Below are 14,489 nucleotides of genomic sequence, written 5' to 3'. Positions count from 1 at the left end.
TTGAGAGGTTGGGATGATAAAAGTTCTGGTTGTGGACGATTCTCCCACAGTGCGAGAACAACTCGCCGCCATTATCGAGTCGGACGGTGAGTTGAACTTGGTGGGTATGGCCCACAATGGCGTTCAGGCCGTTGATATGGTGGCGAGAAAGAAGCCAGATGTCGTTATCATGGACATCCATATGGATAAAATGGACGGGTTTGAAGCTACGCAAATCATCATGGAGCAAAGCCCGGTTCCCATCGTCATCAACAGCACCCTGCTGTCTGCAGACCATGTGGAAAACACCTTCCGGGCCATGCAGGCCGGAGCCGTGGCCGCCATGGAAAAGCCCAAAGGCCCGGGGCATCCTGAATACGCCCAGATGTGCCGCAAGCTCATTTCCACGGTCAAGCTCATGAGCGAAGTCAAAGTGGTGCGGCGCTCCTCCAGGCTTAGAAAGGTAACGCCGGAACTGCCGCCTTCCCCCGCGCCCATGCCGGCGAAGGAAAAGGCGGAAATCAAACTTGTCGCCGTAGGCGCCTCCACGGGCGGGCCTCCGGTCATTCGAACCATCTTGACGAATATCAGACGCGATTTCCATTTGCCCATTTTGTTTGTCCAGCATATTTCCCAGGGTTTTTTATCCGGTATGGTGGGTTGGTTGAATAAAGAAAGCTCCCTCCCGGTTGAAATTCCTGAACACGGCGGTATTATCAAGCCAGGACATGTATATTTCGCTCCCGATGATTATCATATGGGGGTAATGAAAAGCGGGAAGGTGGTATTATCCAAAGCATCCTTGGAAAACGGGGTTCGCCCCTCAGTATCGTTCTTATTCACCTCTGTGGCGAGAAGCTACGGAGATTCAGCCGTGGGAATCCTGCTTTCCGGCATGGGATCGGACGGTTCCGCCGAACTGAAGGAAATGCGCGACAAAGGCGCCATCACAATCGCCCAGGATGAAGAGTCTTCGGTGGTGCACGGCATGCCCGGGGAGGCTATCCGCCTGAACGGCGCCAAGGAAATCATGAATCCCATGGAAATAGCCGCGTTTTTAAATTCCCTGGTGGACAAGAAGTAAAGCAAGAGGATCTATTCTCGGAAGGACAAGTAATATGAGCGTAATCAACAAGGCGGAAACTAAAATTCTCATTGCTGAAGACAGCCCTACCCAGTCCCTCAAACTGCAAATATTGCTGGAAGAACAAAAATACCAGGTGATGGCGGCGTCCAACGGCAAGGAGGCCCTGGAAATGTGCCAGGCCGACCCGCCCAATCTGATCATCACGGACATTGAAATGCCTGAAATGTCGGGTTACGAGTTTTGCGAGGCTGTAAAAAACGACCCGGAGCTCATGCACATACCCGTCCTCCTCCTGACCTCCCTGTCAGATCCGGTGGACGTTATCCGGGGGGTGAGCGCCAGGGGCGACTGCTACGTCACCAAGCCCTATAACGGCTACTTTCTTTCGTCAAAAATCGAGCACCATCTCATGACCCCCATTATAGGGCCGGACCCGGACGCCATCCCGTCCCTGGACTTTACCTTCAAGGGCAAGGACTACTCGGTCAAGTCCACGCCCGGCCAGATGCTGGGACTGCTCCTTTCCATCTACGAAGACTCGGTCCTGAGAAACTACGAGTTGACCCAGACGGAAGAAGCCCTGGAGGAAATCACCCAGAAACTGGAGAAAAAGGTCTCGGCTCAGGAAGAAGCGGAAAAGCAGCTTAAAGAGCTGAACGACAGTCTGGAAGCCAAGGTGGTGGAAAGGACCGTGGCCCTGGAGATGGAAATCCTGGAGCACAAAGCCACAACCGGCAAGCTCCGGTCCAACCTGAAAATGCTCCGCAAAGCCATGGAGGGCACCATCACCGCCATGGCCAACACCCTGGACATTCGCGATCCTTACACCGCCGACCATCAAAGGCGGGTTGTGAAGCTGGCGGTGGCCATCGGCGAGGAAATGGACATCTCCAAGGGCAAAATGGACGGCCTCAGAATGGCCGGCGTTATCCACGACATTGGAAAAATAGCCATTCCTCTGGCCATCTTGAACAAGCCGGGAAAAATTACGGACACGGAGTTCACTCTCATCAAGACCCATTCGGAAGTCGGGTACGACATCCTGAAAAAGGTGGAATTCCCCTGGCCCATCGCCGATATCGTGGTCCAGCATCACGAAAGGCTGGACGGGTCCGGATATCCCAAAGGCCTTTCCGGGGATGAAATCCTGCTGGAAGCCAAAATCCTGGCCGTGGCGGACGTGGTGGAGGCCATGTCGTCTCACAGGCCCTACAGGCCGGCCTTGGGCATGGAAAAAGCCCTGGAGGAAGTCATCACCAAGAAGGGGACGATTTTCGACCCCGCCGTCGTGGACGCCTGCGTCAAGGTGATCAAACGGAAAGGGTTTACCTTCCCGGAACAATGATTGCGTTTTAAAAGCAGACCTAAGGGGAATTCTTCCCAACCAGGAAGAAAAAGAGGCTCTGCAAACCATGTTAGACGAGGACGACCCTACCGACAAGCTGCGGAATTAAAGGGGGTTCCGCAGAATCAGGTTCCTGTTTTCCATGCGCCTGACATTAGGGCGAAGGGCTGCCGTGCTTTTGTTGCACATGGCATTGTATTTGCTTATTACGCCCTTTGCCCGGCAATACGGGCTTAGCGCCCCGGTTATTGCCAATGACGTTATCAGGAAGGATAGGCCATAGTGCGTTTTTTACCGGATGGGAGCCATATTTACTGTTTGCATCCAGAGTCGGACCCCATGAATAAGCCCCGCTTTCTCCATAAACGGCTTTGCCGCTTTTTTTTATTTTTTGTTTTAACAGCCGTTCTGGCGTCTGCAGCATCTTTCGCTCTTCCAAGCCGCGCTAACGCAGCCGATATGGAACCCGTCTTTGAAATCAAGATTACGGATATTTCCAAAGCCCAGGCCTCCCGGTTGACGAAAAGCGGCGTCAACGTTACCAATCGAAACGGGACGACTGTCTGGGCCTATGTGAGCGGCGCCCAGTTTCAAAGCATTTTGGATTTGGGATATACAGCCCAAAGAGTCGTTCTAGAAACGCGAAAAGACCAGGGCCTGGACGCCCCGGATTACACCGACTACCCGGACTATGATGATATTGTTTCCGCGCTGAATACCTTTGAAAACAATTATCCAGCCCTATGCAAGGTCGTGGATATAGGCGACTCTTACCAAGGCCGCAAGCTGCTGTTTCTGAAAATCTCCGACAATGTGGATGTGGAAGAGGACGAGCCGGAGTTTAAGTATATCTCCACCATGCATGGGGATGAAAAAATCGGCACGGACCTCATGCTCCGGCTGATCGACCACATGCTAAACAACTATGGAACGGACGCCGATATAACCAAGTTGATTGATGAGATGGAAATCTGGATCATGCCCTTGATGAATCCGGACGGATACGCAGCCAACCAAAGATATAATATGCAAGGCATTGGTTACGACCTTAACCGCAATTTCCCGGATCGAATTGACGACCCGGCAAACACACTGGTTAATTACAGCGGAGACCCCCGTCCTATTGAAGTCCAGCGCATTATGACCTGGGCTTTCGGGCAGTCCTCCACTCTATCCGCCAACATACATGGCGGCGCCCTGGTGGCCAATTATCCCTACGACAGCAATTCGTCAGGCGATTATGTTTACACGGCGTGCGATGACGACGACTTGTTTATAGACATGTCTCTGACCTACTCCACCCTGAACTTGCCAATGTACAATGGAGAGTTCACCCAGGGCATCACCAACGGCGCGGACTGGTACACCGCCTACGGAGGCATGCAGGACTGGAACTATGTATGGATGGGTTGTATGGAAATCACCCTGGAATTGAGCAACATCAAAACACCTCCTTATTCCTACATGGACGGCCTTTGGAACGACAACCGCGCTTCCCTGTTGGCGTACATGGGCTGGGCGCTCAAAGGGGTGCGGGGTGTGGTGACGGACAAAGAAACGGGCTTGCCCATCACGGCGACAGTCACAGCAAAGAGCGATTCCTGGGAGTCGGATTTTAAAGCCTATACAGACCCTGACGTAGGCGACTACCATCGCATTCTCCTGCCCAGCGAGGAGCCCTATACCTTGACTTTTTCCGCGGACGGGTACGCAACCAAGACAATTACAGGGATTATTGTTCAAGAGGGGGATGCCGCCCGCGTAGACGTTGAAATGGATTTAAAGCCCTGTAATTTCAACTGTAGCGGCGGACCTGATTTGGCTGATGCGGTGATTGCGCTGCAAGTCTTGGCTGGTTTAACTCCGGAAATCGGAGGTTGCGTGGACGCCAGGCCTCTCTCCGGCGTTCAAATCGGCCTGGAAGATGCGTTGTATATTTTGCAGCAAACTGCAGATTAAGCATAGACAGCCCAAAATCAGGCTTTTTTTGATTTTTATCCTTATTCTTGATATTGCTGGGTCGGTCGGCGTCTTTCGGCGAAATATTGGTTGACCAGCGGAAGGGCGCTGTCATACCGTTGTAACCTATCAAGATCTTAAGCTGATTTTAGGAAATACCATGTCAAATCAAGGATTATCCAGTCCGGAAATCAATCGAAAGCGCATTCTGGAGGCCGCCCGGTCCCTTATCTTGAACGAAGGCATGGAAGCGCTTTCCATGCGCAAGCTGGCCCAGGAGTCGGGCCTGGCTTTACGGACCATCTATAATCTGTTCGGCGCTAAGGAAAACGTGGTTCTGGCCATTTTCGAACAGGGCACGGAGGGTATTGAAAAAGCCCTGGACGATGTGGAGCGGGCCATGTGCGAAGGAGAATGGCAGCCTTCGTACTACATCATATTGCTGAGAGCGATGGAAAAGGTGTTTTTTGACAATCAAAAATTGCTCAAGCCCGCCATCCAGGCCAGTGCGTCGCTTCATCGCATGGGGTCGGGCGCGGCCCACGAAATGCACCAGCGTCGTACGCAAAAATTCCTGAACACTCTCAACACCGCAGTGGACAAGGAGCTTCTTTGGGGCGACGTGGATTTGGAAACCGCAGCCATCCTGATGTACCGCAATTATTTTTCCGTGGCCGCACTGTGGGCTGAGGGGGAATTAAGCGACCGGGATCTGGTGGTGCAGGGGCGCTACAATATCCTGACCATCATCCACACCTTTGTGCGCGATCCGGTGCGGCAGAAAAAAGCGTTGGATCTCCTGCGGGAGTTGAAGGAACAGTGACGGGACGGCGGTTTGCACAGGCGAAGGCGCATCAGGCAAGACTCGGCAGCGTTTGGAGTAAAGCATGAAGACCGTAAAATATCTCTTGTTCGGACTGGTAATACTGGTTTTGGCTGCGCCGCCCCTTTATCACCTGTTTTTTCGAATAGCGCTGCCCGAGTACGCCGGCGGCCTCAGCCTCGAAGGCTTATCAGAGCCGGTGGAAGTCCACACGGATGAGTTCGGCATTCCTCATGTTTTTGCAAAAAACGAACAAGACCTTTTTTTCGCCCAAGGATATTTAACCGCCCGGGAGCGGTTGTTCCAAATGGATCTGGCCCGTCTGGCCGGCCGGGGGGAGTTGTCCTCAGTTTTGGGAGAAGTCACCCTGGAAAAGGACAAATTCCTTCGCACCGTGGGCTTTTACCGGAGAGCCCAGGAGGTCATGGACAGCCTGCCTCCCCGCACCGCCCAGGCCATTCTGGACTATACACGAGGCGTCAACGCCTATATTGAAACCGTCGAATACCTGCCCCGGGAGTATCTCTTTTTGGGCGCCCGGCCTCAAGAATGGACGCCGGAAGACAGCGTCGTCATAACCCTTTTAATGTCCTACAGCCTCACCCGCTCCAAAAAAATCGACCTGGTGCTGCATCAAATCGGCCAAAAGGCCGGCGAGGAGGTTTTAGCGGCCCTTATTCCGTCCTATCCCGAGTTTGCGCCCACCCTTACCGGCGCCAAGCCGGCGAGTTTTGATCAAGGCCCTCAGGAGGCCATGTTGACCGACGCTTCCTCAAGGAAAGGCCCGGGGATCAACGATTTTTTTGACATGGAAATTCCAGCAAGCAATTGGATGATTTTTTCAGGAAGCTGGACAAAGTCCGGCAAGCCCCTGTTTGCAGGAAGCCCGGACCTGGAGCCCACCCTCCCCGCCTTGTTTTACATCATGCATCTTAACGGCGGGGACTATAACGTCATGGGCGGCGCCCTGCCGGGCTGCCCCGGCATCGGCCCCTTGGGATTTAACGGCGACATCGCCTGGAGCGCAGTCAACGGCCGGGGCGATGAGCTGGATTACTTTATCGAAAAAACCAACCCGGACGAACCGGGGCAGTATCTGACGGAAGACGGATACAAGGACTTCGCCCTGATCTCGGAAACCATCAGGGTGAAAGACGAGGATGAATTCAAAGAGCTCCCCCTGGAGATAAAAGTTTCCCGGCACGGGCCTATCATCTCCGAGGTTATGCCCTTGGCGCCCGAAAACTGCGCCATGCAATGGGCCGCCCTGAACATTGAAAAGCCATGGGACATCCACGGCTTGCTGGCCATGAACCGGGCTTCCAATTTTGACGAGTTCAGGCAGGCCCTGTCCAACGTCAAGACCATGAACCTCAACCTGGGTTATGCGGATAAAAACGGGAACATCGGCTGGCAGTTCACAGCCAGCCCCCCCATCCGTAAATCAGGCGGCGGCGCCCTGCCCGTCCCCGGCTGGACCGGCCGGCATGAGTGGACGGGGTTTATCCCCTTTGAAAAGCTCCCCTTCGACTACAACCCGGAAAAAGGCTACACCGCCTCATTCAACAACGAACCCGGCAACGCGCCTTATCACCTGACCAACTATTATTTGTTTGAACGGGCCATCCGATTCGACGAAATCATCAGGGAGCTGGGCGATCAAAAGGTGGATCAGTCGAAAATCATGGAAATGCAGACCGATACGATTTCCGTGGTGGCCAAAAGGTGGAAGCCTCTCGTGCTTGAAGCGTGCGAAAATGCCGAAGGCGTAAATGAGTGCCGGGATCTGATTAAAGCCTGGAATTGCGGCGTCAATGTAGATAGCTGCGCGGCGACGGTGTTCAATGTGTTCTATTATAAAATGATGGAAAACACGCTACGCGACGAAGTGGGGGATCAGATTTGGTCCGAGGAATTGTCCCAGCCCTACCTTTATTATGTTCCGGACCTGGCTTTGACCAAAATCCTGCACGACCCGGACCACGCTTTTTTTGACGATGCAGGCACGCCGACCGTGAAGGAAAACAGAAACGACATTGTTATAAGGAGCCTGAAGCAAACCAAGGAAGTTTTGGAAGATCTGCTTGGCGACGATCCCGCTCAGTGGCAGTGGGGCCGGGTGCACCAGATGCACTTCAATCACCCCTTGGGCTCCAAACTCCCCATGCTCAATCTCAAGCCCATCCCCACCCAGGGCTCCCATCACACCATCAATTCCGGCTTTTGGGATTGGGATCCCGAGAATCCCTTTCGCATGAGGTCCGGAGGCGTAATCCGCATGGCAGTGGATTTCAGCCGGGGCGACAAAGCCACCATCGTCAGCCCGCCCGGGCAGTCCGGCCATTACCTGAGCCCCTATTACGCCAACCAGGCCCAGTTGTGGGCGGAAGGCAGGCAGGCGCCCATGCATTACACGGACGCCAAATCCCTGGCCCAGATTCTTACGCTTAACCCTATCTGATGGAAGACAATTTTCAAGCTATTCCGCAGCCGCCACAGCCTCGATTTCCACCAGCGCGTTTTTGGGCAGCTTGGCGACCTCAAAGGCCGCCCTGGCCGGAGGCGCATCCGTAAAAAAGGTTGCGTACACCTCGTTCATGGCGGCGAAGTCGCCGATGTCGTCCAGGTACACTGTGGTTTTCAAGACGTTTGCCAAGCCGGTTCCCGCAGCCTCCAGGATGGCGCTCAGATTGGCCAGCACGGTTTTTGTCTGCTCTTTCACGTCCCCTTTCACCTCGCCGGATTCCGGGTCGATGGCCAACTGGCCGGAGACGAAAACCAGCCCGTTGCATTTGATTGCCTGGGAATACGGCCCGATGGCGGCCGGGGCCTTGCCCGTGGATATTTGCTCTTTCATCGCTATTCTCCGCATTGTCGCGCATTTAAAAACAAAAGCGGCGCCGTGGCGTCTCTTCTCTGTGTTTCAGACAGAATTCAGACGCATTTCAACACAAATTTGAGTTTTTTGCACGGATAATGTGTATGCGCGAAAAGCGCCGCAACAAGGCGGGTTTTACTTAGGCTTGCCGGTTTGCTTATTCGAGATCAAGGCGAACAAAGAGCGTGTGGAAAAGCCGTTCAACAAATCATCGCCTTGGGTCCTTAACTGCACCTGCAGGTCCGGCCCCAATGCGCCGGCGCCGAAGCGGCGTACAAGCCGTCTCTCCTCCGTTTCCAGTAAAATCACGTTTCCGGGCTCCAAAACGGAAGGCCTTACGTTTTCAGGAGGGGGGACAGGGCGGTCCCATAAAATTTCGCCGTTGGGCCCCTGCCGAAAACTATGGGAAATCCGGTAGTCCATGACGTACAACCGGGGCGGTTCCTTCCAATCAGAAGGAAAGTCGTACATCAACTCCAAAATCAATCGATCCGTCCAAAAATTGGACCGGATATATTGTGTTTTCGGCAATCCTTCCTCCCGGACGAGAATGACGGTCCCATCCTCCAAATCCGGGCACAAGGCAATGATTTGATTCCAGAAGCTACGCTGCACCTGGGCGCTTTTGGCAAAAGAATCCTGGACCGTGGTGTGAAAACAAACCAATAGCGACAGATAGGCGCAAAGGGCCAATATGCCGCCCCACCTCCCCTCGTAGGCTTTGCAGACGATCATGAAGAGCCAGGCCACGGCGGCGAAAACCATGGAAGACCCTACGGACGCCGCGATATGCACACAGGTTTCCCTGCCCGCCGTTATCATGGGCGGCCAGTACGAAAACGCCAATAAATAGCTGCAAAACCTCATGGCCATTCCCGTGACCAACAGCCTGAAAATGCCCCGGTGATGATAGGTTGTGTTGATTTGGAAGGAAAAATTAAGAATTCTCGTCTTGATCTTAAAACCCACAACCCGGGGATTGATGTTTTGCGCGCGAACGCCGGGCTGTTGCAAGGCCATGGCAAGGGGGATTCCCATAACCAGAAACAAGCCCGCCATCATCGCTCCCCACGGCCTGACGCTCCAGGCGCCGTCGAACATCCGGGCGGCATAACTCCAAACAATGGTGAGGGGCCCAAGGGCCATGGAAGCCAGAGCTTTGGCCGCCGCCTCCAGCAAATGGCCGGAGGCCAAATCATTCATTCTGGCCTCATGGAACATAAGGCGGACAAGCCCGGCCAAAGCCATAAGGGAAAAAACAATCAGGATGTGATGGGCCAGTTTCTTCATCCTTTGCCTGTCCCAGGGCTTTTTCAGCAGAGGCGCCGCAAGAAAAGGCAAGGCCGTGGGCTCGTAGCTCAGCAAGGCGCCAAGGATAATGACATACGACAGCCAGGGGCGCTTTCCCGTATAAATCAACAGGGCGCCCAGAAGGCATGTCACACCCGGTTGAATCATGAGAGCGTGGGTCAGCAGGGGCTTGGTTGTGTCCGCCGGAAACAATAAAAAGCTGAGCGCCCCGAAAAAAGCCACGGCGCCGGGGGCCATCTTTTTCAGGAGGCTGAAAAAAAGGACGGTGTTGAAGCAAATGATCGCCCAGGCGATCCAGTACATGCCCTGAAGCCCGGCCAATTGAAAGCCCAGATAGGCGAACACGCGTCCGAAGGTGAAATGCAGCGGCCTTGCCATGGGGCACTCCAGCCAGAGGGCGCGCAAAATCCCCCACAGGGCCGCCAGGTCCATGTCCAGGCTGCGGCCCATGACCGCGTAATCGTCTTCGTAAAGTAAAAACCGGCCTAACAGGCTATAGTGGGCCGCCCAGGCGACAAAGCACAGAAAAAGCAAAGTCAGCGCAGTTCGGCGGTGCTCGGAATAGTGGTGCATTTCCCCCCCGTATCAGGATGAAAAGGGCTGCAAGGCCAGATTACCCAGCCCATCCTGATCATTTTTTTTATCATAGGAGGAAAAAAAACTCAATCAGGGGCTTTTGGGATTTGACCCTGCCGCCCCAATGTCTTATTTTAAAAATTTGCGGGTGGAGTCAAGCGTCCCATGGAGTCATTTCAACCATGCAAGGAGGTCTATAACATGGCCAATGTATTGATAATCGGAGCAGGCGGAGTGGGCGGGGTGGTCACCCATAAGTGCGCCCAGGTCCCTGAGGTTTTTGAACGCATTACCCTGGCCAGCCGCACCCTGGAAAAATGCGACGCCATCGCCTCGCAAATAGACAGGCCCATACGCACCGAACAGGTTGATGCGGACAACGTCCCGGAACTGGCCGCCCTCATCCGGGAGATAAAGCCCGACCTGGTGGTCAACGTCGCCCTCCCCTACCAGGATTTGCATATTATGGACGCGTGCCTGGAAACCAAGACCGATTATCTGGACACCGCCAATTACGAACCGCCGGACGAAGCCAAATTTTGCTACAAGTGGCAATGGGACTACCAGGAAAGGTTCCGGGAGGCCGGCGTCATGGCCCTTTTGGGCAGCGGATTCGACCCCGGCGTGACCAATGTGTTTTGCGCCCATGCCGCCAAGGAGCATTTTGACGAAATCCATTACGTGGACATCATGGACTGCAACGCCGGAGATCACGGCCATCCTTTCGCCACCAATTTCAACCCGGAAATCAATATTCGCGAAATCACTCAAAGGGGAAAATATTTCGAAAACGGCCGGTGGCTGGAAACCGATCCCTTGTCCGTGCACAAGACCTTTGATTTCCCCGGCATTGGCCCCCGGGAAATGTACTTGATGTATCACGAGGAAATGGAATCCCTGACCAAACACATTCCCCACATCAAACGCATGCGGTTCTGGATGACTTTCGGCCAGGAATACCTGACCCATTTAAGGGTCCTGGAAAACGTAGGCATGACCCGCATCGACCCGGTGGTATTCGAAGGCCATGAAATCGTGCCTTTGAAATTTTTGAAGGCGCTGCTTCCCGAGCCAAGCTCTTTAGGCGAAAACTATTCTGGCAAGACGTGCATCGGCTGCATGATCGAGGGCGTCAAAGACGGGCAGCCTCAAAAATATTACGTGTACAACATCTGCGACCACGCCCAGGCTTATAAAGAAGTAAAGGCCCAGGCTATTTCATACACCACCGGGGTTCCCGCCATGATCGGCGCCATGCTTATGGTCACCGGCGTCTGGCGCGGGGAAGGCGTTTTCAATATGGAGCAGTTCGACCCCAGCCCGTTTATGGAAAAACTGAACATCCACGGCCTGCCCTGGACGGAAAAATTTCTTTAAGATGTCACTTGAGCCCAGGCTTGCGCGACCAATGGAGTATGATGAAATACAACCTCGAAGACCAGCAAACTCCGTGCTATGTGGTTGATGAAGCCTTGCTGGAAAACAACCTCCGAATCCTGGACCGGGTTCAGAAGCAGGCCGGAGTGAAAATTCTCCTGGCCTTGAAAGGCTTCGCCATGTTCGGGGTCTTTCCCTTGATCAGGCAGTATCTTCCCGGCGTGACGGCCAGCTCCCTTAACGAAGCCCGCTTGGGGCGCGAGGAGTTCGGCGGCGAGGTGCATCTTTGCGCGCCTGCTTACCGGGCGGAGGAATTCGGCCAACTGCTGGACTGTTGCGGCCATGTGGTTTTTAATTCCTTTTCCCAAAAGGACAAATACCTGGCCGCGGCTCTGAAAAAAGGCGTCCGGTGCGGCCTGCGGATCAACCCGGAGCACCGGGAGGTGGAGACGGCCATTTACGACCCATGCGGCCCCTGCTCCCGGCTCGGGGTCGCCCTGGAAAATTTTCAGGACGGAGACCTGGAAGGGATCACCGGGCTTCATTTCCACAACCTGTGCGAAAAAGGGGCGGACGCCCTGGCTCGAACTTTAAAAATTGTGGAAGAAAAGTTCGGGAGATATATCAGCTCCATGGAATGGATCAACATGGGCGGGGGGCATCATATCACGCGCGGGGATTACGACGTGGAGCTTCTGTGTTCGACCCTCAAGGCCTTTAAGGAGAAATACGGGGTTGAGATTTACCTGGAGCCGGGAGAGGCCGTAGCGCTTAATACGGGAGTCCTGGTCGCCAGCGTCCTGGACGTGGTGCACAACCAGATGCCCATCGCCATTTTGGATGCATCGGCGGCCACGCACATGCCGGACGTCCTGGAAATGCCCTACCGGCCGGAAGTGGAGGGGGCGGGCGCCCCCGGCAAACTGGCCGTCACGTACAGGCTGGCCGGCCCCAGCTGCCTGGCCGGGGATGTGATAGGAGACTATTCTTTCGCTGCTGAGCTTAAGCCCGGAGACCAACTCATATTCCATGACATGGCCCATTACACCATGGTGAAGAACAACACCTTCAACGGCATCAATCTTCCATCCATCGCCGTCCGAAAAAAAACCGGAGAAATTGAGGTCTTGCGCGCATTCACCTATCAGGATTACAAAAACCGCCTATCCTGATCCCCTCTCTTGCAAAGCATTTTAGGATTCAGTATAAGGTCGGAATTCCCGGTTGCGGGATCATTATTTATTGGCGTGCGGGCGCTACGCCCGGCAGCCGACAGTAAGGAGAAGGATTAATATGGCAGGAAAAATCAAGGCTGGACCTATTTTCAAAGCAGGGCTGACCGCCCTATTGGTTCTGATGGCTTTTGCAGGCGTGTTGTACGCTCAGGAACCGGTCAAGGTTGCCATAATGCCCTTTACCATGAACGCAGACAAGGACCTTTCCTTTTTGCAAAGCGGCATTCAGGACATGCTCACCACCCGGCTTGCCTACGAGGGCGAGGTCACGGTGGTTGAAAAAAAGGCGGTCCAGGAGAAGGTCGCCGCCCTCGGCGACAGTGTGGACAAGGATAAGGCCCGAAAAATAGGGGCGGAGCTTGGAGCGGACTACGTCCTCTTCGGCAGCTTGACGGTTTTCGGCAACAGCGTTAGCCTGGACGCCACCATGCTGGACATGGAAGGCCAAAGGCCGCCGGTGACGGTTTTCGAGCAGACCCAGGGAATGGACGGACTTATTCCCCGCGTCAATGATTTCGCCATGGAAATCAACGACAAAATCTTCGGAAGAAGCCCCGCCCCCGCGGCGCAGCAAACCCGGCCCGCGCCCGCCGTTCCCAGCACCCACGCCCATCCCGACACGTTGATACCCAGCCTGTCCGACGGCGGCATGGTGGACTCCACGGGAAGGCAAAACGCGGCCTCGCCTTTTGTAATGACCGGGACCTCCGCGGGCAAGTTCTGGAAAAGCCCCAACATGAAAATGGACGTCCAGGGCATCGCGTTAGGAGATATTACCGGGGACGGACTCAATGAAACCGTTATACTGGGCCCTCACAGCATCCTGGTCAAACGCATGGAGCAGGGCCGCTTTGTGAACGTCGCCGAATATCAAGGGGAACAATATCAAGAATGTTTCTGGTTGGATGTTTTGGACGTCAATGGCAACGGACGGGACGAAATTTTTGTATCCGCAGCCAGCGGACACACCCGGCGCGCGGAATCCTTTGTCTTGGAATGGAACGGAACCGCCCTGGAAATGATCGCGGAAAAACAGCGTATGTACTTTGCCGTCCTGCGCACCGCCGGCCAGGAGCCGGCGCTTTACGGGCAACGGCCCAGCAATATGGAGCCTCTGCTTCCCGGCGTCTATCCTTTATACTGGGAAGCCGGAGAATACGTAACGGGGACCAAGGTCAACGCCCCGGATTACGCTCAGGTTTTCGGCGTCAACTTCGCCAAGGTGGGGGACGTCCAGGCGCTCAGGCCCATTGTCTATAACAACGACGACAATTTGCGCCTGATTAACGCCAAAGGCAAGGTTGAGTGGAAAGGGGATGAATCCTACGGCGGAAGCCACAAACACCTGAAGCTGCCCGATTCCCAGAGCAGGGTGTACCTCAGGCAGCGCATTGTTACGGCAGACCTGAACGGAGACGGCGTTGGCGAAATCATTGTGAATCAGAACACCGGCTCCACGGGCAAGCTGTTTGAAAGATACCGCAAATACACCAGCGGCTCTTTTGTCTGCCTGGGATGGGACGGTCTGGGTTTGGCGCCCCTTTGGCACACCCGAAAAATTTCAGGCTACCTTGCCGACTTCTTCGTGGGCGACTTTGACAACGACGGCCAGCAGGAACTGGTAGGCGCCGTGGTTTCCGGCAATGCTATTTTAGGCGGCCAGGAAAAAAGCTCGCTCATCGCCTACGAATTGGGCATTTTGAACGACAAATAACTAAATTTTAAGAATATATGATAAGCATCCCGGAATGTTTGCCCTTTCCGGGATGCTTTTTTTTTGCTCCCGCCTTCCTGATCTTCACCCCCATTTTGCCTCTTGTGAATGCGATGTTCTTTGCCACAACCATCATTTTTGAATTCATAAAAAAAGGCGTTTTGGCTTTAATATTTAATCTTTAAACCTTAAAAAACCGTACAGT

11 protein-coding genes are annotated in these 14,489 nt (G+C 54.3%); 8 read left to right on the top strand and 3 right to left on the bottom strand.

What is annotated here, in order from left to right:
* Positions 1–13: 13 nt before the first annotated feature.
* On the top strand, positions 14–1,063 hold the full coding sequence (gene cheB / locus G491_RS0115425; protein ID WP_015949382.1) for a chemotaxis-specific protein-glutamate methyltransferase CheB: 1,050 nt from the start codon (positions 14–16) through the stop codon (positions 1,061–1,063).
* Positions 1,064–1,097: 34 nt separating this feature from the next.
* The gene (locus G491_RS34000; protein WP_015949381.1) at positions 1,098–2,411 is read left to right on the top strand and encodes an HD domain-containing phosphohydrolase; all 1,314 of its coding nucleotides are present in this window, start codon (positions 1,098–1,100) and stop codon (positions 2,409–2,411) included.
* Positions 2,412–2,565: 154 nt separating this feature from the next.
* Here the strand turns inward: G491_RS34000 and G491_RS35895 are convergent, their stop codons facing one another.
* Positions 2,566–2,835 (bottom strand): hypothetical protein, encoded by a 270-nt coding sequence (locus tag G491_RS35895; protein WP_169829442.1) that lies wholly within the window; start codon positions 2,833–2,835, stop codon positions 2,566–2,568.
* 35 nt (positions 2,836–2,870) lie between these two features.
* On the opposite strand from G491_RS35895, the gene G491_RS30985 reads away from it, so the two are divergent.
* The 3 genes from G491_RS30985 to G491_RS0115405 all read left to right on the top strand — a co-directional run bounded on the left by G491_RS30985 (position 2,871) and on the right by G491_RS0115405 (position 7,654).
* Positions 2,871–4,370 carry a M14 family zinc carboxypeptidase gene (locus G491_RS30985; protein ID WP_169829441.1) on the top strand — a complete coding sequence of 500 codons (1,500 nt, stop codon included), beginning with the start codon at positions 2,871–2,873 and terminating at the stop codon, positions 4,368–4,370.
* A 160-nt stretch (positions 4,371–4,530) separates the two neighbouring features.
* Positions 4,531–5,193 (top strand): TetR/AcrR family transcriptional regulator, encoded by a 663-nt coding sequence (locus G491_RS33995; RefSeq protein WP_028315249.1) that lies wholly within the window; start codon positions 4,531–4,533, stop codon positions 5,191–5,193.
* Positions 5,194–5,257: 64 nt separating this feature from the next.
* On the top strand, positions 5,258–7,654 hold the full coding sequence (locus tag G491_RS0115405) for a penicillin acylase family protein (RefSeq protein ID WP_028315248.1): 2,397 nt from the start codon (positions 5,258–5,260) through the stop codon (positions 7,652–7,654).
* An 18-nt stretch (positions 7,655–7,672) separates the two neighbouring features.
* Here G491_RS0115405 and G491_RS0115400 read toward each other — a convergent pair whose 3' ends face one another.
* The gene (locus G491_RS0115400; protein ID WP_028315247.1) at positions 7,673–8,050 is read right to left on the bottom strand and encodes a RidA family protein; all 378 of its coding nucleotides are present in this window, start codon (positions 8,048–8,050) and stop codon (positions 7,673–7,675) included.
* 156 nt (positions 8,051–8,206) lie between these two features.
* Positions 8,207–9,955, bottom strand: a complete 1,749-nt coding sequence (locus G491_RS0115395; RefSeq protein WP_028315246.1) for a hypothetical protein — start codon at positions 9,953–9,955, stop codon at positions 8,207–8,209.
* 204 nt (positions 9,956–10,159) lie between these two features.
* On the opposite strand from G491_RS0115395, the gene G491_RS0115390 reads away from it, so the two are divergent.
* From G491_RS0115390 to G491_RS0115380, 3 genes are all read left to right on the top strand, one after another.
* On the top strand, positions 10,160–11,335 hold the full coding sequence (locus G491_RS0115390) for a saccharopine dehydrogenase family protein (protein ID WP_028315245.1): 1,176 nt from the start codon (positions 10,160–10,162) through the stop codon (positions 11,333–11,335).
* Between the two features lie 38 nt (positions 11,336–11,373).
* A complete protein-coding gene (gene nspC / locus G491_RS0115385; RefSeq protein WP_282705991.1) occupies positions 11,374–12,507 on the top strand; it encodes a carboxynorspermidine decarboxylase in 1,134 nt (377 codons plus the stop codon).
* A gap of 121 nt (positions 12,508–12,628) precedes the next feature.
* A complete protein-coding gene (locus tag G491_RS0115380) occupies positions 12,629–14,284 on the top strand; it encodes an FG-GAP-like repeat-containing protein (RefSeq protein WP_028315243.1) in 1,656 nt (551 codons plus the stop codon).
* Positions 14,285–14,489 lie beyond the last annotated feature (205 nt).

This window comes from Desulfatibacillum aliphaticivorans DSM 15576, from assembly GCF_000429905.1.
In the GTDB taxonomy this organism is placed as follows: domain Bacteria; phylum Desulfobacterota; class Desulfobacteria; order Desulfobacterales; family Desulfatibacillaceae; genus Desulfatibacillum; species Desulfatibacillum aliphaticivorans.
Note: the sequence above shows the minus strand (reverse complement) of the source record. Positions and strands in the feature narration are given on the sequence as shown.